The organism is Acinetobacter tandoii DSM 14970 = CIP 107469 (genome assembly GCF_000400735.1).
Taxonomy (GTDB): Bacteria; Pseudomonadota; Gammaproteobacteria; order Pseudomonadales; family Moraxellaceae; genus Acinetobacter; species Acinetobacter tandoii.
Map to the genome: position 1 here is coordinate 22,890 of NZ_KE007362.1, position 19,455 is coordinate 42,344.

General features: G+C 40.3%; 23 protein-coding genes. 7 read left to right on the plus strand and 16 right to left on the minus strand.

The genetic code is table 11. From position 1 onward, the window contains the following. Positions 1–68 precede the first annotated feature (68 nt). The 3 genes from I593_RS03140 to pheS form a co-directional block, all read right to left on the minus strand. Positions 69–365, minus strand: a complete 297-nt coding sequence (locus I593_RS03140) for an integration host factor subunit alpha (protein WP_016166119.1) — start codon at positions 363–365, stop codon at positions 69–71. Then, positions 362–2,743: a phenylalanine--tRNA ligase subunit beta gene (gene pheT / locus I593_RS03145; RefSeq protein ID WP_016166120.1), complete on the minus strand. Its 2,382-nt coding sequence runs from the start codon at positions 2,741–2,743 to the stop codon at positions 362–364. Before pheT ends, I593_RS03140 begins: the two co-directional genes overlap by 4 nt. A gap of 137 nt (positions 2,744–2,880) precedes the next feature. Continuing rightward, a complete protein-coding gene (gene pheS, locus I593_RS03150) occupies positions 2,881–3,861 on the minus strand; it encodes a phenylalanine--tRNA ligase subunit alpha (RefSeq protein WP_016166121.1) in 981 nt (326 codons plus the stop codon). A gap of 155 nt (positions 3,862–4,016) precedes the next feature. Here pheS and I593_RS03155 point away from each other — a divergent pair, with 155 nt between their 5' ends. Then, positions 4,017–5,045, plus strand: a complete 1,029-nt coding sequence (locus I593_RS03155; protein ID WP_016166122.1) for a hypothetical protein — start codon at positions 4,017–4,019, stop codon at positions 5,043–5,045. Between the two features lie 121 nt (positions 5,046–5,166). Here the strand turns inward: I593_RS03155 and I593_RS03160 are convergent, their stop codons facing one another. The 3 genes from I593_RS03160 to rpmI form a co-directional block, all read right to left on the minus strand. Further along, positions 5,167–5,379 carry a hypothetical protein gene (locus tag I593_RS03160; RefSeq protein ID WP_016166123.1) on the minus strand — a complete coding sequence of 71 codons (213 nt, stop codon included), beginning with the start codon at positions 5,377–5,379 and terminating at the stop codon, positions 5,167–5,169. 150 nt (positions 5,380–5,529) lie between these two features. Continuing rightward, entirely contained in the window at positions 5,530–5,889 is a 360-nt protein-coding gene (gene rplT / locus I593_RS03165; RefSeq protein WP_004675688.1) for a 50S ribosomal protein L20, read from the minus strand. A 12-nt stretch (positions 5,890–5,901) separates the two neighbouring features. Continuing rightward, complete coding sequence (gene rpmI / locus I593_RS03170) at positions 5,902–6,096, minus strand: 50S ribosomal protein L35 (RefSeq protein ID WP_001096359.1); 195 nt, start codon at positions 6,094–6,096, stop codon at positions 5,902–5,904. Positions 6,097–6,330: 234 nt separating this feature from the next. Here rpmI and I593_RS03175 point away from each other — a divergent pair, with 234 nt between their 5' ends. Next, a complete protein-coding gene (locus I593_RS03175; RefSeq protein WP_016166124.1) occupies positions 6,331–7,584 on the plus strand; it encodes an MFS transporter in 1,254 nt (417 codons plus the stop codon). A gap of 105 nt (positions 7,585–7,689) precedes the next feature. Next, positions 7,690–8,427 carry a TonB family protein gene (locus I593_RS03180; protein ID WP_016166125.1) on the plus strand — a complete coding sequence of 246 codons (738 nt, stop codon included), beginning with the start codon at positions 7,690–7,692 and terminating at the stop codon, positions 8,425–8,427. Positions 8,428–8,489: 62 nt separating this feature from the next. Here I593_RS03180 and I593_RS03185 read toward each other — a convergent pair whose 3' ends face one another. Together I593_RS03185 and I593_RS03190 are read right to left on the minus strand one after the other, a co-directional pair. Further along, positions 8,490–8,918 (minus strand): YqaA family protein, encoded by a 429-nt coding sequence (locus I593_RS03185; protein ID WP_016166126.1) that lies wholly within the window; start codon positions 8,916–8,918, stop codon positions 8,490–8,492. Between the two features lie 4 nt (positions 8,919–8,922). Next, positions 8,923–9,216 carry a hypothetical protein gene (locus I593_RS03190; protein ID WP_026441025.1) on the minus strand — a complete coding sequence of 98 codons (294 nt, stop codon included), beginning with the start codon at positions 9,214–9,216 and terminating at the stop codon, positions 8,923–8,925. A 104-nt stretch (positions 9,217–9,320) separates the two neighbouring features. On the opposite strand from I593_RS03190, the gene I593_RS03195 reads away from it, so the two are divergent. Beyond that, positions 9,321–9,548: a hypothetical protein gene (locus I593_RS03195; protein ID WP_044738958.1), complete on the plus strand. Its 228-nt coding sequence runs from the start codon at positions 9,321–9,323 to the stop codon at positions 9,546–9,548. A gap of 75 nt (positions 9,549–9,623) precedes the next feature. Further along, positions 9,624–9,914, plus strand: coding sequence for a hypothetical protein (locus I593_RS20330; RefSeq protein WP_016166129.1), 291 nt, complete (start codon positions 9,624–9,626; stop codon positions 9,912–9,914). A gap of 17 nt (positions 9,915–9,931) precedes the next feature. Here I593_RS20330 and I593_RS03205 read toward each other — a convergent pair whose 3' ends face one another. Next, a complete protein-coding gene (locus I593_RS03205) occupies positions 9,932–10,549 on the minus strand; it encodes a glutathione S-transferase N-terminal domain-containing protein (RefSeq protein WP_016166130.1) in 618 nt (205 codons plus the stop codon). A gap of 119 nt (positions 10,550–10,668) precedes the next feature. On the opposite strand from I593_RS03205, the gene I593_RS03210 reads away from it, so the two are divergent. Further along, positions 10,669–11,307: a class I SAM-dependent methyltransferase gene (locus I593_RS03210; protein ID WP_016166131.1), complete on the plus strand. Its 639-nt coding sequence runs from the start codon at positions 10,669–10,671 to the stop codon at positions 11,305–11,307. A gap of 87 nt (positions 11,308–11,394) precedes the next feature. Here I593_RS03210 and infC read toward each other — a convergent pair whose 3' ends face one another. Both infC and thrS read right to left on the minus strand, forming a co-directional pair. Next, on the minus strand, positions 11,395–11,946 hold the full coding sequence (gene infC / locus I593_RS03215) for a translation initiation factor IF-3 (RefSeq protein WP_081401218.1): 552 nt from the start codon (positions 11,944–11,946) through the stop codon (positions 11,395–11,397). 5 nt (positions 11,947–11,951) lie between these two features. Further along, a complete protein-coding gene (gene thrS, locus I593_RS03220) occupies positions 11,952–13,874 on the minus strand; it encodes a threonine--tRNA ligase (protein WP_016166133.1) in 1,923 nt (640 codons plus the stop codon). Between the two features lie 489 nt (positions 13,875–14,363). On the opposite strand from thrS, the gene I593_RS03225 reads away from it, so the two are divergent. After that, on the plus strand, positions 14,364–16,007 hold the full coding sequence (locus tag I593_RS03225) for an acyl-CoA synthetase (RefSeq protein ID WP_016166134.1): 1,644 nt from the start codon (positions 14,364–14,366) through the stop codon (positions 16,005–16,007). Between the two features lie 75 nt (positions 16,008–16,082). Here I593_RS03225 and yjgA read toward each other — a convergent pair whose 3' ends face one another. Genes yjgA through panB form a run of 5 tightly spaced genes read right to left on the minus strand, consistent with a single transcriptional unit; the run spans position 16,083 to position 19,417 of the window. Beyond that, complete coding sequence (gene yjgA / locus I593_RS03230) at positions 16,083–16,616, minus strand: ribosome biogenesis factor YjgA (RefSeq protein ID WP_016166135.1); 534 nt, start codon at positions 16,614–16,616, stop codon at positions 16,083–16,085. A 2-nt stretch (positions 16,617–16,618) separates the two neighbouring features. Beyond that, positions 16,619–16,888 carry an HPr family phosphocarrier protein gene (locus tag I593_RS03235; protein WP_016166136.1) on the minus strand — a complete coding sequence of 90 codons (270 nt, stop codon included), beginning with the start codon at positions 16,886–16,888 and terminating at the stop codon, positions 16,619–16,621. Further along, entirely contained in the window at positions 16,885–17,736 is an 852-nt protein-coding gene (gene rapZ / locus I593_RS03240; RefSeq protein ID WP_016166137.1) for an RNase adapter RapZ, read from the minus strand. The genes I593_RS03235 and rapZ overlap by 4 nt, the downstream gene beginning before the upstream one ends. 21 nt (positions 17,737–17,757) lie before the next feature. Next, a complete protein-coding gene (panC, locus tag I593_RS03245; protein ID WP_016166138.1) occupies positions 17,758–18,606 on the minus strand; it encodes a pantoate--beta-alanine ligase in 849 nt (282 codons plus the stop codon). A 1-nt stretch (position 18,607) separates the two neighbouring features. Then, positions 18,608–19,417 carry a 3-methyl-2-oxobutanoate hydroxymethyltransferase gene (panB, locus tag I593_RS03250; protein WP_016166139.1) on the minus strand — a complete coding sequence of 270 codons (810 nt, stop codon included), beginning with the start codon at positions 19,415–19,417 and terminating at the stop codon, positions 18,608–18,610. Positions 19,418–19,455 lie beyond the last annotated feature (38 nt).

Sequence of the window (19,455 nt, forward strand, 5' to 3'; positions counted from 1 at the left end):
ACTGCACACAGCAGAATATCAATAATTTCAACAAATCAGCTTAATCTCATAATAATAAAAAAAGCAGATCAATCGATCTGCTCTTTCCCAACACGCTGTCTAAACTTCTGACCTGCGCGAAATGTTACAACACGGCGGGCAGAAATCGGAATTTCTTCACCCGTTTTAGGATTTCTGCCTGGTCGTTGACGCTTATCACGCAACTCAAAGTTTCCGAAACCCGAAAGTTTAACTTGTTCTCCTGAAATAAGCGCTTGGCTTATTTCATCAAAGAATAATTCGACCATTTGTTTTGCTTCACGACGGTTTAAACTCGTGAGCTCACTTAAATGATCAGCCATTTCTGCTTTAGTTAATGCTGTCATGAAGCCCTCAATGTCGCCTGATAAGTGTTTTGCAACACTTCAATGATTGTATCCATACCCGATTTAATTTCAGCATCTTCTAATGTACGTGAAGGATGTTGCCATAGCAGTGCAAATGCCAATGAGCGTTTATCTGCTTCAACCCCTTGTCCTGTGTATACATCGAAGAGCCAATTCGAGTTTAACAGCTCCCCACCAGTTTTAGTGATAAGTTGCTGAATTTCACCAATATTAATCTTATCACTAATTAAAAGCGCAATATCACGTCTAACCGATGGAAAACGTGATAATTCTGTAAAATTAGATACATAAGTTTGCAAAAGTGCCTTTTGATCAAGTTCAGCCACCCAAGTTGTACCCAAATCTAATTCTGCTTCTAGCGTTGGGTGTAAACGACCTAAATAACCAATTGATTGACCATCCACTATAATTTCCGCTGACTGGCCTGGATGTAACCAAACTCGCTCAGAACGAGTATATTCCACTTTGATACGGCCTGCTGCTAATAGTTCTTCCACTTCACCTTTAAAGTCAAAGAAATCCATTGCTTGTGGTTTGGCATGCCAAGATTCTGCTTGCTTCGCACCTACAGCAATCATGGCTAATGTTGGAATCTGTTTTAAATCATGGATGTTATTGGCATCTTGATAGTCAAAACGCAAACCCAACTCAAAGAAACGCACACGACTTTGTTGACGGTTAATATTGTATTGCACACAAGGAATTAAACTTGAAAGCAATGTTGAGCGCATAACAGCCAAATCACTTGAAATTGGGTTTGCCAAGGCCAATGGATTAACCGCTGGATTGAGCTGTTTTTCAAGTTTCAAATCAGCAAAGCTAAAACTAATCGCCTCTTGATAACCCAAAGTCACTAAAGTCTGACGTAATTGTGCGATTTCAAATTGATCTTGATACTTGGCAAGTTGTGCATCAATGACTGGTAGACTGATTTGAATATTGTCATAACCGTGGATACGAGCAACTTCTTCAATTAAGTCTTGATAAATGGCCATATCATAACGGTGTGATGGCGGAACAACAGACCACTGACCTTCAGCTTTAACCGTCACAATACAACCTAAACGGGTTAATGCATCAGCGATAAATTCACCTTCTACACGATAACCCAATAGTTGATCGACTTGTGCCTGCTTAAGCTCAATCGCTTCACGCTTAGGCAAAACTTCAGCTTGTTCTGCAACAGTAATCGGACCAAATTCACCACCAGCAAGCTCAGCAATCAATTGTGATGCACGATGCATTGCTATCATTGGTAATTCAAAGTCTACGCCACGTTCATAACGCTGCGACGCATCAGTATGCAAACCAAAACTACGCGCACGACCAGCAATATGTAACGGCGCGAAGAATGCAGATTCCAAGAAAATTTCAGTCGTTTCATCGGTTACCGAAGATGATAAACCACCCATGATACCCGCTATTGCCAATGCTTTTTCAGCATCAGCAATAATCATTACTTTTTCATTAAGTTCAACTTCTTGTTCATTTAACAGCACCAATTTTTCCGCTGCTGTTGCTTGACGCACGTGAACTGCGCCTTGAACTTTTCCACCATCAAATGCATGTAATGGTTGACCCAACTCCATCAACACATAGTTGGTAATATCAACCAAAATACTGTGCTGACGAATACCCGAACGCGCAAGCGCACGCTCCATCCATTCTGGTGTTGGTGCTTTGGTATTTACATTTTTGATTACGCGGCCTAAATAACGCGGGCAACCTTCAGTAGTGACAACAACTTTTTTCTCATCTGCAATAGTCGCAACTACTTCTTTAATCTCTGGCGCAACCGCAGTCATTTGGTTAATGACTGCAATTTCACGCGCAATACCACGAATACTGAAACAGTCACCACGGTTTGGCGTAATGCTAATATCAATCACATGATCATCTAAATCTAGATATTCGCGGATATTTACACCAACAGGTGCATCTACTGGAAGCTCTAAAAGACCATCAATTTTATCTTCTAGATCAATTTCCGAAGCACCACACAACATCCCTTGTGACTCAATACCACGCAATTTGCCTTTTTTAATTTTAAAATCGCCTGGTAACACTGCACCAATTGTCGCTACAGGAGCTTTCATTCCCACGCGAACATTCGGTGCACCACATACAATTTGCAAAGGCTCACCTGAACCAATATTTACGGTAGTAACACGTAAACGGTCTGCATCAGGATGTTGTTCTACGGTAAGCACTTCACCCACTACAACACCTGTAAATGGTTTTGCTGCAGGAGATAAATCATCAACTTCGAGACCTAACATGGTCAGTTGGTCAGATAACGTTTCGCTATCAATGGCTGGGTTGACCCATGTGCGCAACCAATTTTCGCTAATTTTCATAAATTCAATGTCCTTAATCTCCCCTAACCCTCTTTTAAAAGAGGGAAAAACACACTACCGTTTTAGGTAGACTAGTCCCCCTTTATAAAGGGGGATTTAGGGGGATTTCAATAAATCTCAAATAACTGTTTAAACTATTAAGCAAATTGGCGTAGGAAACGCACATCATTTTGATAGAACATACGCAAGTCGTTGATGCCATAACGCAACATAGCAAAACGTTCTACACCCAGACCAAATGCAAAGCCTTTATATTTCTCTGGATCAATACCCGCAGCTTGTAAAACGTTTGGATGCACCATACCGCAACCCAAAACCTCTAACCACTTGCCACGCTCATCCATAATATCCACTTCTGCACTCGGCTCTGTAAATGGAAAGTAAGATGGACGGAAACGAACTTTCAAATCTTTTTCAAAGAATTCGTTCAGCAAATTGACCAATAAACCTTTCAGTTCCGCAAAGCTGGTATTTTCTGCAACGTATAAACCTTCAATTTGATGGAACATTGGCGAATGCGTTTGATCTGAGTCACAGCGATATACACGACCTGGACATACAATACGAATTGGCGGTTGCGTAGTTTCCATAGTACGAATTTGAACGCCTGAAGTATGTGTACGCAACAAATGGTTTGCATCAAAATAGAATGTATCGTGCATCGCACGAGCAGGGTGATGCCCCGGAATATTTAACGCTTCAAAGTTATGATAATCATCTTCAACTTCTGGGCCTGTCGCAACAGTAAATCCTGCTTTCGTAAAGAACTGACAAATACGTTCCTGAACTTGGGTAACTGGATGAATACTTCCGATGGTTTGACCACGCCCAGGCAAAGTAATATCAATTGTTTCACTTGCAAGCTGTTGTTCTAACGCCGCTTTTTGTAATTGTGTTTGACGTTCAGTCAATGCCGCATTGATCGCTTCACGCACAGCATGAATTGCAGCACCCTGAACTTTACGCTCCTCAGGGTCCATTTTACCCAAGGCTTTCGATTGTTCTGCAAGCTGGCTCTTTTTCCCTGTAAATTGCACACGAACCAAATCGAGGGCGGCAAGGTCTTGAGCTGCTGCAATAGCAGCAAGCGCTTCGGTGGTCAGGGCTTCCAGTGACATAGTAACTCTCAAAGCAACAGTTTAATAATAAGATAAAACCCGATATTCTATCAGTTTTTAACAAGATTGATGCGTTTCCAATTAAGGAAAATTTGATTAACATCCGAAATTAGAAAAAGTATAAGATAAACCCACTTGCAAAGAGATCAATATCTATGGCCCTCGATCAAATTTGGAAACAACAGCTCACCCTCGTTACTTATGGCAATAAATTCCTCAATAAAGAGCTGAGTTTTAATCGTTGGAAACAGCATCCTATTTTTGATCAGCACCTCCTCGCCTTTCGAGATCTTATCTCACAGCATTTACTGGCTCAGCATTTTCAAATTTGGCTAGAAGGTCTCAAAAAACAGGGCACCAAACACCTAAGCTTACACAGTTCAAGTCTATTAAATGATGAACAAAATCCAAATGCCAATGTTGAGCTACTCCCTTTTGCCCATTTCATTGTCAGCCATGAAGCCAACAAGAAAACAGCTTGGATTTTGGGTAAAGAATTAGCGGAATGGTATAATGCAGACAATGATTTTGAAGCACCAATCGCACAGCAAAATCCTTTACGTCAGGAAACTTTTTGGCGCTTTGAACTGAATTCTAAACTTGCTAAACGCATTGATGCAGATTTGCAACGCCCAAATTGGGATGATATTCAAAGCTATACACAAACTGAATTATTCAATAGTCCTTTAACAGAAGGTTTTATCGAGCCTGCACAATCAAATCTTCCGTATTATGGCTATGTTAGAAAAACAAATACTGAAGCTGAAAGTGGATTAGACTCACAGAAACTCGCTTTAATCCCTACGGATTATCCTGCTGATTTTGCACATAAATCTCTTTACCGATTTGAAGCACTCAATCACTACATCCAAAATAAATTACAACACCCTCAACATGAAGATGGCTCGCTTCTCACTGCTGATGAGCAACTTAACCTACGCCATTTTTCGCAAAAACTTGAAGATCTTCAAGCCAAATTTATTGTGAAAGTTGCCAACCATTATCAAACAGCGCAACTAACTTCGATTGCCATCAATAATCCCTTAGAAGGTGCCGCTGCTACGACTACAACGTCAACATCATCTACGCCGCATCACCCTCATAAAATTGGTTCTTCTGCCGTATTCAAGCTGATCCTGATTACCGTCATTATTTGTATTGCGGCTTATTATTTTGGTTTATAAAAACATCAAAGGCCACTTCATGTGGCCTTGTTTTAATTCATAATAAATAATTAAATCAATCCATTGAATCAGAAACCTTCTTTTCTAAAAATTTATTAAAGTACAGTAAAAACAAATTAGATTAGGACGTTATCAACAAATTAAAGGGCCGTATCTCAATACGCACTTTATGCTCATCGGCATGCTGATTGATATAATGCTGCACCGCGACCACCTCTCCTTCTAACTGTGCATCGGGTCCATACATAATTTTGACAGATTCACCAATTCTTGGAATCATTTCTAGCTTTACAGTGATCCGCGCCTGATCCACACCAACAATTTCTGCAAGCATCGCCCTATTCCTTTTTATAATGAATTGTTTTTATTAGGCAACTAAGTCTTGTTCATTTAAAGACAAATTATGTAACACCTGTCCTTTCCATAAAATTACGCAATAAAAAAGACCGCATAAAGCGGTCTTTTTTAAATCATCGGAAGATGATTAAGCAGCTAATGCGCCTTTAGCTTTTTCAGCTAAAGCAGCAAATGCAACTGCGTCATGCATAGCGATGTCAGCAAGTACGCGACGGTCGATGATTACTTGAGCTTTTTTCAAGCCATCGATCATGCGGCTGTAAGACAAACCGTTTAGACGAGCACCAGCATTGATACGCGCAATCCATAGAGCACGGAATTGACGTTTCTTCTGACGACGGTCACGGTAAGCGTATTGACCCGCTTTGATTACTGCTTGGAACGCTACGCGATAAACGCGTGAACGAGCACCGTAGTAACCTTTAGCACGAGCAAGAATTTTTTTATGACGGCGATGAGCCTGTACACCACGTTTTACACGAGCCATTTATAAATCTCCTTAGATGTATGGGCACATACGGCGAACTGAAGCAACGTCACTTACGTGAACCATTACACAGCCGCGTAATTGACGAATACGCTTAGCAGATTTTTTGGTCAAAATGTGGCGTTTGAACGCTTGTTTACGCTTGAAACCGTTTGCAGTCGCTTTGAAACGTTTAGCTGCACCACGGCGAGTTTTTAACTTAGCCATAACAACCTCTTTAAACACCTGTTCGGCACGTATGCACCATTGCAAAACGACCTGCAGGTAAGGAAGGCGCTATTCTAAATCATCTTTGTACAAAACAAAAGCAAAAACCGTATTAATTAGGGAATAAATCCATTCTCAGAATTGAATACTTGTTTAGCCTTAATATGACAATTATTTAGTTTAAACATAAAAATTACCTCTATAATAATCATATGACGATAAAACCCAAACATTATGAAGCCAACACCTGATGCTTTTGCTGCATTACGCTATCGCGATTTCTCAATTGTGACCTTAAATCAATTTTGCCTAACCCTCGCCATTCTGATTCAAGAAATTATTGTGGCGTATTCACTGTATAAAATTACCAAAGATCCGCTAACGCTTGGTTTAATTGGACTCGCCGAAGCCATTCCCTTTATTGCTCTTTCGCTATGGGGTGGTTATTTTGCTGATCGTTTTAACAAACAAAACATCATGAAAATCTGCCTGTTCTTCGCAGTACCACTGCCCCTCATTTTATGGAGCTTATTTCATGCTTTTGGCTTAGGGTATCTTGGTGTAACAAGCTTATCTTGGGGTATTTATGCTGTTATTTTTGCTTTAGGCACCATTCGTGGATTTTACAACCCATCTGCCACCTCATTAAAACCTTTTTTAATTCCACGTGAATTGTATGCCAATGGTGCTACATGGACCACCATTGGTTGGCAAAGTGGGGTAATTTTAGGTCCAATGCTGGGTGGTTTTATATTAGCATTTCTTGGTCGAGAAATCAGTTTACTGAGCATTGCTGTATTGCTGAGCCTCTGTTTTATTCTAATTAACTTATTACAAAAACGTAGCTTTCCCAGTATTGAAACTGAAAATCTATGGGCCAGCTTAGGCGATGGATTCCGTTTTATCTGGAAAACCAAAATTGTTTTATGGGCCATTTCACTTGATCTTGTCTCTGTTTTATTTGGCGGTGTAATTGCTCTCCTCCCTATTTTCGCTGAAGACATCTTAAAAATTGGTCCTGAAGGCTTGGGTTATTTACGCGCAGCTCCATCAATTGGCGCACTGATCACCATAATTGCCCTGACCCGATTTCCACCGACACGTCATGCTTGGCGCAATATGCTACTGGCTGTGGCTGGATTTGGGCTTTTCACACTCGTCTTTGCCTTTTCCAATCATGTCTGGCTTTCCTTATTTGCTTTAGCCATGACGGGGGCCTGTGACAGCATTTCCGTAGTCGTTCGACAAACCATTTTGCAAATTTACCCACCAGAAAATATGCGTGGGCGTGTGGCAGCGGTAAACGGTATGTTTGTGTCCAGTAGCAATGAATTAGGTGCTTTCGAATCTGGGCTTGCAGCTAAATATATGGGCACCGTTATGGCGACAGTGTTTGGCGGATGTATGACCATGCTTGTGGTGGGACTGAGTTGGTTAAAAACTTCCGATTTATTTGGTGTAGATATTACCCAAAGAAAAGACCAATAAAACATGAATTTAGACTTGCCAGTATTTTCAAATCAGGAAATACTGGGCGATAATTCAGCCACCATTATGCATGAGCATTCTTGAACGAATGTCCTATCTAACCTTATGAAACAACTGCTTTGTTTTTCCCTGATTCTCAGTTTCCCTTTTGTACAGAGCCACAGTGCAGAAACAACCAAAACTTCACAATTGGTAGTACAAAAAAGTACTGCACTACCTGCCCATTTAACCACACGTATTCAATGGACGACTTTCCCGCAGCCAAAATATAACAATGATGATTTAAAAGGGCAGAATCGTGCGGCAATCTTGCGTATTTATGCTGATGAAACAGGAAAAATTACCCAAGCCAGTGTTCAAGAAAGCACTGGTTTAAAAAACTTAGACGAAATTTTAGTTCAAGCTGTACGTCAGGCACATGTTCAACCTTATAAAATTGAAGATACCGTGCTGCCGATTATTGGTTATCAAACCTTTAGTTTAAATCTGGAACACGATCAATCAGACTGTAACTACAGCTTTAATTCGAAAAATTGGATGGCGCAACAACAGCAACAAAAAGTTAAATTTGCCTACAACACTCAACCCCAACTTGAACTCAATCGCGATGAGCTCAACCAACATGACCGTAAAATCAAGTTTAGCTTTAAAGTAGATAAACACGGTGCAGTCAAGAAAGTAAAAATCAATCAAGGTTCTGGTGTTTATGCACTTGACCAAAATATTCTACAAGCGGTTTCCAAAAGCCAGATTAAAGTGAAGCGTACTGCTAGCACCTTATGGCTCTATAAAAAATCGAGCTTTAAGGATGAAATTCAATTCAAACTCAATCAATGCTCATAAGTAAGGTCTAGGGAGGACATGTTTTCCTCCCTATCCTTTAATAGCTAAAACAGCTTTTGCAATTAAAACCATCCAACAAAAACAAGATAAAGTACAAAATATCGGCCTGTTTTCGCTACACACACCATCAACAAAAACCGTAGAAAATTTTCTCTGAGTAGCCCCGCAATCAGGGTAATAGGATCTCCAATAATTGGCATCCAGCTCAGCAATAACGACCAAAAACCATATTTCTGATAAATTTTTTGTGCTTGCAGCATTTTCTGCTCAGAGACGGGAAACCATTTTTTATGCTTGTAGTGTTCAATCTTAAAGCCCAAATACCAATTGACACATGAACCTAAAATATTACCGATACTGGCTACCGCTATCAGTAATCCCGCGGAATAAACTCCATTTGCCAACAATCCCAATAACACCGCCTCAGATTGCAAAGGCAGTAAAGTGGCCGCACCAAAGGCTGAAAGGAATAAAAGCCCTAAAGTCCACATAATCTTATGAAGATAGACCCAGCTTTTTCTTTGTCACCAAATATTCATAACCTGACCAAATAAATGAGAACACCAATAATAAACTACGCGCCACTGTGTATTTATTTGCAATCGGCTCAATGGCAGTCCGCAATATGGCTTGATCCCGAGTATTCAGCAACTCAACAATTTTTTGAACATGCACTGCTTCTGCGACGAATAGCATACAACACCCTGCAATTCCGACAATAATACTGATATAAATTTTAGGATTTGCTTCAATAATTCGAGTTAAATTTAAAAAAAATGCTTTCATCACAACCTACTGATTTTCAGGTTTGAAAATCACAAAAAAAAATGCTGGGTAAGAAACAGATATTAACATACTGAGGGACTCAACCTGAGAAAGGATACCGCCTATCAATGATGCGAACACAAATACAGGAAGAACACATGGATGAATGGAACAAATATCAGGACGAAATGAAATTAAAACACCCTGAAATTTTTGAAAATGCTTCAAAAATCCAATCGTTTTATCCAGAAACAGATCGCGGAGCAACTTTAATTGCTGCCACTATACTCGAAGAGCAGTTAACGCAAATTCTGTATTCATTCTTAAGTGATTCAAAATCTGCAAAAAACTTTTAGATGGATTCAATGCCCCCATAGGTCAATTTTCGTCAAAAATCCCTTTATGTCACGCATTAGGATTAATTGAGGAGAATGAATACCAACAACTTGAAAGGCTTAAGAAAGATTAGAAATAAGTTTGCACATAGTTTCGAGAATATCAATTTCAATACACAGCAAATTAAGGATTTAATTCATGGCAATCTTACGGAAATCACACATCCAAGTACAAATATGCCTGAACTATTTTATAATTGGTTCATCACTCTAAATGGCAATTTACTGTATCGTGCAAAAGAAGTATTAACAGAGAAACGTAAATCCAAAATATATAAATTTAAGCCTGTTAGGAATATAACTTTTGTGGAGGTAGATAGCTTTTAAACTATCTACCCAAAACTTTAAACTTTAATTGCTAAAGCCTTCTGAACGGCTGGACGTGCGGTCAAACGCTCGACATATTCCTTAACATAAGGATAATCTTCTAATTGAATCTGCTGCCACTCGTAGCGCAAAATCCACGGTAATATTGCCATGTCGGCAATCGAATATTCTCCAGCTACATATTTTTGACCGATCAACTGCTTATTTAATACGCCGTATAAACGTTTAGTTTCATTCACGTAACGTTCTGTCGCATAGGGAATTCGTTCAGGTGCAAAGCGACTAAAATGATGATTTTGCCCTAACATTGGCCCTAAACCGCCCATCTGCCACATCAACCACTGTTCAACTTCCACTCGCTCTTGTTCATCTGTTGGATAATACAAGCCTGTTTTTCGACCTAAATATTGCAAGATCGCGCCTGATTCAAATACCGATATCGGCTCACCTTTCGGCCCATCTTGATCAACAATGGCAGGAATTTTGTTATTAGGTGAGATACGTAAAAAATCAGGCTGGAATTGATCATTTTCTGAAATATTGACTGGGAAGATTTGATATTCCAAACCCATTTCTTCTAAAGCAATCGTAATTTTATGACCGTTGGGCGTGCCCCAATAATACAAGTCGATCATTGTTATTTCCTTTGTTTATTCACTTCTTTGGGATACACCATAGCATAATTAGACATGATTATTTTGATGTAATTTTATAAACTGTTTAACACTTATTCATATAAAAATACGCTACACAAATGCATAAAATCATAGATATTCCTAGCCCAATCAATCTTCAAGACTCACTTCATGCAATACAGTGGGCAAATGAAGCCAGCGTTAAGCGACCTTATCGACAAGAGTTTTTTGCTTATTATGTATCTCAAATTTTAGCCGACTTTAAACAAGATATTCGTATTTTAGAATTAGGCTCTGGCCCAGGTTTTTTTGCCTACGAACTGTTAAATGCAAAACCACATATCCATTACACCGCTATAGATTTTTCATCAGCTATGCATACTCTAGCCCAACAACGAATAGCAACCATTCCTCATTCACAGACCAACTTCATCATTGCCGATTTTAAACAGCCACACTGGTATCAGATACTCCAAGCCCAACGCTTCGATTACGTAGTGATTCATCAGGCTTTACATGAGCTTCGCCATAAAGCTCATACTGATAATTTTCACCAGATTATCGCTCAGCATGTACTTCACCCAGATGGAGATTACTTCATCACTGATCATCTTGCTACTCCCGATGGACAGATGAATAATCACGAACTTTATATGAATAAAACCGAGCATATTCTTAGCCTAAAACAAGCTCAGTTCAAAAATATTCAGATTCATCTGGAAATAGATGGTTTATGTGCGTTTCAGGCAAGATTATAAGCTCTCTCCCCCCCGTTAGAACCAAACCAATCTTCAGGCAATAAAAAAAGCACTGCATAGGCAGTGCTTTTTAAGATCAAAGGATCATTACTTTTTCTTTTTAGGACCAAGTAACATACCCATTTGACGACCTTCCATTTTTGGTGCTTGCTCTACAATACCAACTTCAGCCACATCTGCTTCAATTTTTTGTAATTGAGCCAAACCTAACTGTTGGTGAGCCATTTCACGACCACGGAAGCGTAATGTGATTTTTACCTTATTGCCTTCTTCAAGGAACTTGATAATTGCACGTAATTTTACGTTGTAATCACCAACATCAGTACCTGGGCGGAGTTTGATTTCTTTCACCTGTACTTGATGCTGTTTTTTCTTCGCTTCTTTCTGCTTTTGCTTCAGATCAAACAAATGCTTATTGAAGTCCATGATTTTACAAACTGGTGGTTCAGCATTTGCTACGATCTCAACAAGATCAAGCTCAACACTTTCAGCAGCGCGTAATGCATCTGCCAAGCTAACAATACCTTTTTGCTCACCATTTTCGTCTACAAGACGAACTTCTTTCGCACGAATTTCATCATTCAAAGCAGGACGGTTTGATTTGTTACCGCCCTGTTGATTACGGTCAGGCTGTTTAATCGCTGTTACTCCACAATGTACCGGCCGCGTTCGGCAACGGCTGCTTTTACTAAGTCAACGAAAGCGTCGATTGACATAGTACCCAAATTTTTTCCTGAGCGGGTACGGACGTTTACAGTACCTTCCTCTACTTCTCGATCTCCAAGAACGAGTAAATAAGGAATACGCTCTAATGTACGTTCACGAATCTTAAAGCCGATTTTCTCATTTCTCAAGTCTGAAATCGTACGGAGACCGTTTTCTTTAAGTTTCGCCACTACAGACTCACAAGCTTCCGCTTGAGAATCGGTAATATTCATAACACATGCTTGAATTGGTGTTAACCAAGGTGGCATAAAGCCCGCATAGTGTTCAATAAGTATACCAATAAAACGTTCAAAACTGCCAAGAATTGCACGATGCAACATTACAGGTTGATCCCTGTCATTGTCTTCAGTGACATATGACGCGTCTAAACGCTCTGGCAAGTTGAAGTCACATTGAATTGTACCACATTGCCATACACGACCTAAGCAGTCTTTCAACGAGAATTCAATTTTCGGACCGTAGAATGCCCCTTCACCTGGTTGTAAATCCCAAGCAAGACCTGCCGCATCTAAAGCGTCTGCTAAAGATTTTTCCGCCATATCCCAAAGTGCATCATCACCCACACGTTTTTCTGGGCGTGTAGACAACTTCATTTGCACTTCTTCAAAGCCGAAGTCTTTATAAACCTCTAAAGTGAGCTTAATAAAGTCTGCAACCTCTTGCCCAATCTGCTCTTTAGTACAGAAGATATGAGCATCATCTTGGGTAAAACCACGTACACGCATAATGCCATGCAATGAACCTGATGGTTCATTACGGTGACACGAACCAAATTCAGCTAAGCGAATTGGTAAATCACGGTAAGATTTCAAACCTTGGTTAAATACTTGCACATGACAAGGACAGTTCATTGGCTTAACCGCATAGTTGCGACTTTCAGAATGAGTCGTAAACATGTTGTCCGCATAGTTTGCCGCATGACCTGATTTTTCCCACAGCGTAAAATCTACGATTTGTGGTGTTTTAATCTCGAGGTAACCATTGTCTTGCTGAACTTTACGCATGTATTGTTCAAGCACTTGGTAAATAGTCCAACCATTTGGATGCCAGAACACCATACCTGGTGCTTCTTCTTGCATATGGAACAAGTCTAAAGCTTTACCAATTTTACGATGGTCACGCTTTTCAGCTTCTTCAATACGTTTAATATAAGCAGCAAGCTGTTTCTTGTCTGCCCATGCTGTACCGTAGATACGTTGCAACTGTTCATTTTTCGCATCACCGCGCCAGTAAGCACCAGAGATTTTAGTGAGCTTGAATGATTTTAAGAATTTTGTATTTGGCACGTGCGGACCACGGCACATGTCCAAATAGTCTTGATGGTAGTACAAGCCCATTTGAGTTTCATTCGGCATGTCCGCAATCAAGCGTAATTTGTATTCTTCGCCACGCGCAGTGAATTCTGCAATCACTTCATCACGCGGGGTCATTTTTTTAACGACATCATAATCTTGGTCGATGAGCTTTTTCATGCGCTCTTCGATTGCTGCCATGTCATCTAATGTAAATGGACGTGGCATCCAGATGTCATAGTAGAAACCTTCTTCAATGACTGGACCAATCACCATCTTTGCTTCTGGGAAAAGCTGCTTAACTGCGTGACCTACCAAGTGCGCACAAGAGTGACGAATGATTTCAACGCCTTCATCATCTTTTGGTGTAATAATTTGAAGGCTTGCATCCGTGGTGATCAAGTCTGATGCATCGACTAAACGACCATCGACCTTTCCTGCAACAGTATTTTTAGCAAGACCTGGACCAATGCTTAAAGCAACGTCCATTACAGAAACAGCTTGATCAAATTGTTTTTGATCGCCATTTGGCAAAGTAATAATAGGCATAGAAAATCCTTAAGGAGTGATGCCCCGTACCATGGAGCATGTCACCGCGAGATTATGATCGAGGTAAAACCTCAAAAGATAAAAACGGTGGATAAAAACTGCTAAGAATTTTACACGGGTTCAGGGTTGGATAAAACCTTTTCGCTCTATAAATCTTATCCGAATCAGAAAATTGTCATTTTTGATACATTTGAACCCATTGGAATGATTTTTAATCTTGATGTCATGCATGTACATTTTTATCCGCAAGAGTTTTCTATATTGACAAACAAGATTAAAAAATAAACACATATTTAACTTTTTCATATATGATTGAATTTAATCATATTTATGAATTCACATTCACTAAATAGTATTTTTTAATTATTTTTACATAAAATTCATTACCTTATAAATAAACAACCACTCGACTAAAGCATAAATGCATGTCGATTATGAAAGGCTTATCTTTAAATCATCGATGATAATAAATATACATGGAGTTATTAGATGGTCGCTGCCTATGATGAACTACCGCGCACCCCTGCGAATTTTGTTGCATTATCCCCACTGCGCTATTTAGAGCGTGCGGCTTATATTTATCCGCATCAAGATGCAATTATTCATGGCAAGCGACATATTAGTTGGCGAGAAACCTATAATCGTTGCCGTCAGTTTGCACATCAGTTGCAAAAATTAGGGATTGGTAAAAACGATACGGTTTCAGTGTTGTTACCCAATATTCCTGCGATGATTGAAGCTCATTTTGCTGTACCAATGATTGGTGCGGTATTGAATACCCTCAATACCCGTTTAGATGCCAAGACCATTGCGTTCATGCTAGAGCATGCCGAAACTAAAGTTCTCTTGGTTGATCCTGAATTTGCTGTTCTGGCGAAAGAAGCTTTAAGCTTGGTTTCCCATTCAATTTATGTGATTGATGTGGATGATGAAGAATACGAGCAATGCTTTTCTACCCCAATTGGGCAAATTGAATACGAAGATTGGCTGGCAGAAGGCGATGCTGAATTTGAATGGCATTTACCAAATGATGAATGGGATGCGATTAGCTTAAACTACACCTCAGGCACCACAGGTAATCCTAAAGGCGTAGTTTATCACCATCGCGGAGCATATATTAATGCAGCGAGCAACATTATCGCTTGCGGTATGACACCTCGAGCGACTTATTTATGGACCCTTCCTTTATTCCATTGCAATGGATGGTGTTTTGCTTGGACCATGGCAGCCAATGGTGGTACTAATATTTGTTTGCGCAAAGTAGATTCTGAACTCATTTTTAAACTGATTGCTGAACATCAGGTCGATTATTTCTGTGGTGCTCCAATTGTCTTATCTATGCTAATTAATACCCCAGAACAGAAGCAGATTAAATTTGAACATCGCGTTGAAGTCATGGTGGCAGGTGCAGCGCCGCCTGCTGCGATTATTGAAGGGATGCGCAATATTGGCATTAATGTCACCCATGTCTATGGCCTCACGGAAACTTATGGACCTTCAGCACTTTGTGCTTCTCAAGCAGGTTGGAGTGAATTAAGTATTCAAGAACAGGCTCAACTTCACTCGCGTCAAGGTGTTCCTTATCCGCTACAAGATGGTATGAAAGTTCTTGATCCAGAGACCTTAGAACCAGTGCCTAAAGATGGTACAACCATGGGGGAGATCATGTTCCGTGGCAATATTGTCATGAAAGGCTATCTAAAAAACCCTGAAGCTACAGCAGAAGCGTTTAAAGGTGGATGGTTCCATACAGGTGATTTGGCGGTTTGCCAACCTGATGGTTATGCCAAAATTACCGACCGCTCCAAAGATGTCATTATTTCAGGCGGCGAAAATATCTCTTCTTTAGAAGTCGAAGAAGTGCTATATCGACACCCAGCCATTCTGACTGCTGCTGTGGTAGCCAAACCTGATCCACGCTGGCAAGAAGTCCCTTGTGCCTTTATTGAACTTAAAGAAGGGAAATCTGTGACTCCTGAAGAAATCATCAGCTTTTGCCAAGAACATCTAGCACGCTTTAAAGTACCTAAGGATGTCGTGATTACGGAAATTCCAAAAACCTCAACGGGTAAACTACAAAAATTTGTACTGCGGGATTGGGCTAAAGAGCGCTCTATCGGTGAGTTCGGCTAAGTAATGCCTAAACAAAGGCTTTACCCCAAATAAAAAAGCACTTCATTTGAAGTGCTTTTTTATAACTTACTTAAATCAGTTATCAGACAACAGTGCCACTTGCTGCACATAGTTAAATAACTTCAGTCTTGATTCTGCCAATTCAGCTTCCGTCAAATTTTTAGCCATATCACGGTGAATACGCAAAGCATGTTGACGTAACGTATGACGTTCTGCAGCGTTATGAACTTTACAGAATTCATTGATGATCGGATCACCATCTTTAATAATTCGATCTACCCAACGTTGCAACTGTGCAGTTTTCTTTGCACCCTGCTGTGGGGTCAAATACGACAAAATGACGGTCTCGTCTTCATTGCGCAATAACTTACCTACACGCTGAAATTGGCGACGACGCGCTTCATGTGAGGTAATGGTTTGCGCATCCAAAATAGCATCAATTAAACGCTCATCCACAGGAAGTTGCTGGATTTGTTTTGGATTCAGTTGCGCCAACTGCTCACCTAAAGCAGCCATACGCTGAACTGCTTTCTTTTGTTCAGTTTTACTTGCGCGTCCTTCTAAAATTTCGAAGTCTTCGTCAGTAAAACGGTTCGGTCGACGTGCCACGATTAATCTGCCTCGTAAAATTTTGCTGCAAATAGTGCTTGAACTTCAGACAAGGCTTTTTCCTCATCTGCGCCTTCAATCACTAAACGTAAAGTGGTGCCTTTACCTGCGCCAAGCATCAGTAAAGACATAATGTTCTTTGCATCGACCAATTTATCACCTTTTCCAATTTGAATAGATGATTTGAATTTGGTGGTTACTTCAATGAGTTTGCCAGATGCACGCGCATGTAACCCTAGTTTATTAATTACGTCAACAGTTGTGTCAATCATGACCAGTGCTTCATTTCTCGATGTAGGACTTGAATAGACCAGTTCGCTTCAAGCGCTTTTTTGAGTCTATCCACAATATAAACAGAACGATGCTGTCCACCTGTACAACCAATGGAGATCGTCATATAGTGACGATGCCCTTCAGCAAATGCAGGCAACCACTTGTCCAAAAAATGATAAATGTCTTTAAACATTTCATTGGTCTGTGGACTTTGTTCCAAAAAATTTTGTACTGGCACATCTAAACCAGAATATTTCCGCAACTCTAAATCCCAATGCGGATTTGGTAAATGACGCACATCAAAGACATAGTCAGCATCTAAAGGGATGCCATGTTTATAGCCAAATGACTGCAAAATTACAATTAAGTTATCGGACTGTCCAAGTTTAGACAATAAAGTATGCTTTAAATCATGCACACTTTTATCAGTTGTATCAATATGTACTGTAGAGCGTAATTGTATCGGAAGTAATAATGTTTTTTCTTCCTGTATACACTCATTCAAACTTTTAAAACGACTCGACAATGGATGCGGGCGACGTGAAGCACTAAATCGTGCGATTAACTCCTGATCCCGCGTAGTCAAATAAATAATATCGACCGCCCCATGTCTTAATAATTGTTCAAAAACATGATCAAACTCCTGCAAATCTGCACGCGTACTCCGAACATCCACCCCTAAGGCCAATTGTTCGAGATTATTTTCACGATCCAGTTTCGCCACAATCTCTGGCAGCAATGCCAAAGGCAAATTATCAATGCAGTAATAACCTAAATCTTCCAGTACCTGCAATGCAGATGACTTACCTGAACCAGATTGTCCTGTCACAATCAAAATGCGCTTCATGGCAAAGCTATTCCTTGGTTTCTATGCTGCAGTATGCTTAATCTGCAAATTATCGATGAGTCGGGTTGTGCCCAATTTTGCTGCCACAAACAAAACAATATCTTGATTGAACTGATCAATCATGTGTAATTGTGGTGTACGCGCTTCTACATAGTCCACAACCAGACCTGCTGTTGTCAACGTGGTTTTAATATTCTCTAACACTTCTTTTAAATCAGTGCCTTGCTGCAATTCTGCTTCTGCATGCTTCAAACTTTTAAAAATGCTTGGCGCAACTTTACGTTGATCTTCACTTAAATAGCCATTGCGAGAACTTAACGCCAAACCATCTTCAGCACGGGCAATCGGTACACCAATCACTTCCAATGGAATATTTAAATCACGCACCAATTGACGAATCACCGCCAACTGCTGAAAGTCTTTCTGTCCAAAGAAGGCATAATTCGGTTGTACAATATTAAATAACTTGGTCACAACAACAGCTACGCCATCAAAATGACCAGGACGTTGTTTACCACACAAATCATTGGTAATTTCTGAGACACTGATATTTGTTAAACGTGGCTGCTTACCATACATTTGCTCGACCGAAGGTGCAAAAATAATGTCACAACCGACGTCTGCCAAAAGCTGACTGTCTTGATCTAAAGTACGCGGATAATTATCAAAATCTTCATTCGGGCCAAATTGAATCGGATTGACAAAGATACTGACCACTACTACATCACAAAGTTTGCGTGCTTCGCGTACAAGGTTCAAATGTCCTTGGTGTAAATTCCCCATGGTCGGAACAAAACCGATAATTTTTCGCGCAGTACGAGCGGGTTGCAGTGATGCCGCCAAGCCTTGTATCGTCGTTTCAGTTTTCATATTACAGCTCTACTTGAAAAGTATGTTCTTTTGCTGGGAATGATTGATCGAGCACAGCGGCATGATAAGCCTTAAATGCATCTAAAATTGCAGTTTCCCCGGCTTGCTCTTTCATAAAATTACGCACGAATTTGGCTACGCGTCCAAATGTCAAACCGAGCATATCTTGTACAACTAAAACTTGTCCATCTGTTTCGACGCCTGCACCAATACCAATCACGGGAACATTTGGAAAGCGTGCAGTAACTTCCTGACCCAACTGTGCAGGCACACATTCGAGTAGCAATATCGCAGCACCAGCATCGACAACTGCTTGACAATCTGCAAGCAGCTTATCTGCGGCTTCGCGTGAACGTGCTTGAAGTTTATAACCACCTAAAACATGGACCGATTGAGGGGTCAAGCCCAAATGCACACAGACTGGAATACCATTTCGGGTCAATACTTCTACAGTTTCACTTAACCAAGCACCACCTTCAATTTTGACCATCTGCGCACCCGCTTGCATCACGGTTTTCGCATTCACCAATGCATCATTCAACGTCGCATAAGACATAAATGGTAAGTCAGTCATAATCAACGCATGTTGATTACCACGGCGCACAGCCGCGGTGTGATAAGCCATGTCTTCAACAGTTACTGGTAAAGTTGAATCACGACCTTGTATTGCCATCCCTAAAGAGTCACCAATTAAAATCGTATCGACTTCAGCAAGCTCCATTGCTTTTGCCATGCTCGCATCGTAGCAAGTGAGGCATGAAAACTTACGTCCATCTTGTTTAAATTGTCTTAAGTCACTCAGACTAATCATGAGATGTTCCTCTCTAGAAGTTCCTAGAACATACCTTT

Excerpts from the sequence above, each read along its gene's own strand:
- I593_RS03140 (WP_016166119.1), bottom strand. The coding sequence starts at position 365 with ATGACAGCATTAACTAAAGCAGAAATGGCTGATCATTTAAGTGAGCTC.
- pheT (WP_016166120.1), bottom strand. The coding sequence starts at position 2,743 with ATGAAAATTAGCGAAAATTGGTTGCGCACATGGGTCAACCCAGCCATT.
- pheS (WP_016166121.1), bottom strand. The coding sequence starts at position 3,861 with ATGTCACTGGAAGCCCTGACCACCGAAGCGCTTGCTGCTATTGCAGCA.
- I593_RS03155 (WP_016166122.1), top strand. The coding sequence starts at position 4,017 with ATGGCCCTCGATCAAATTTGGAAACAACAGCTCACCCTCGTTACTTAT.
- I593_RS03160 (WP_016166123.1), bottom strand. The coding sequence starts at position 5,379 with ATGCTTGCAGAAATTGTTGGTGTGGATCAGGCGCGGATCACTGTAAAG.
- rplT (WP_004675688.1), bottom strand. The coding sequence starts at position 5,889 with ATGGCTCGTGTAAAACGTGGTGTACAGGCTCATCGCCGTCATAAAAAA.
- rpmI (WP_001096359.1), bottom strand. The coding sequence starts at position 6,096 with ATGGCTAAGTTAAAAACTCGCCGTGGTGCAGCTAAACGTTTCAAAGCG.
- I593_RS03175 (WP_016166124.1), top strand. The coding sequence starts at position 6,331 with ATGAAGCCAACACCTGATGCTTTTGCTGCATTACGCTATCGCGATTTC.
- I593_RS03180 (WP_016166125.1), top strand. The coding sequence starts at position 7,690 with ATGAAACAACTGCTTTGTTTTTCCCTGATTCTCAGTTTCCCTTTTGTA.
- I593_RS03185 (WP_016166126.1), bottom strand. The coding sequence starts at position 8,918 with ATGTGGACTTTAGGGCTTTTATTCCTTTCAGCCTTTGGTGCGGCCACT.
- I593_RS03195 (WP_044738958.1), top strand. The coding sequence starts at position 9,321 with ATGATGCGAACACAAATACAGGAAGAACACATGGATGAATGGAACAAA.
- I593_RS20330 (WP_016166129.1), top strand. The coding sequence starts at position 9,624 with ATGAATACCAACAACTTGAAAGGCTTAAGAAAGATTAGAAATAAGTTT.
- I593_RS03205 (WP_016166130.1), bottom strand. The coding sequence starts at position 10,549 with ATGATCGACTTGTATTATTGGGGCACGCCCAACGGTCATAAAATTACG.
- I593_RS03210 (WP_016166131.1), top strand. The coding sequence starts at position 10,669 with ATGCATAAAATCATAGATATTCCTAGCCCAATCAATCTTCAAGACTCA.
- thrS (WP_016166133.1), bottom strand. The coding sequence starts at position 13,874 with ATGCCTATTATTACTTTGCCAAATGGCGATCAAAAACAATTTGATCAA.
- I593_RS03225 (WP_016166134.1), top strand. The coding sequence starts at position 14,364 with ATGGTCGCTGCCTATGATGAACTACCGCGCACCCCTGCGAATTTTGTT.
- I593_RS03235 (WP_016166136.1), bottom strand. The coding sequence starts at position 16,888 with ATGATTGACACAACTGTTGACGTAATTAATAAACTAGGGTTACATGCG.
- rapZ (WP_016166137.1), bottom strand. The coding sequence starts at position 17,736 with ATGAAGCGCATTTTGATTGTGACAGGACAATCTGGTTCAGGTAAGTCA.
- panC (WP_016166138.1), bottom strand. The coding sequence starts at position 18,606 with ATGAAAACTGAAACGACGATACAAGGCTTGGCGGCATCACTGCAACCC.
- panB (WP_016166139.1), bottom strand. The coding sequence starts at position 19,417 with ATGATTAGTCTGAGTGACTTAAGACAATTTAAACAAGATGGACGTAAG.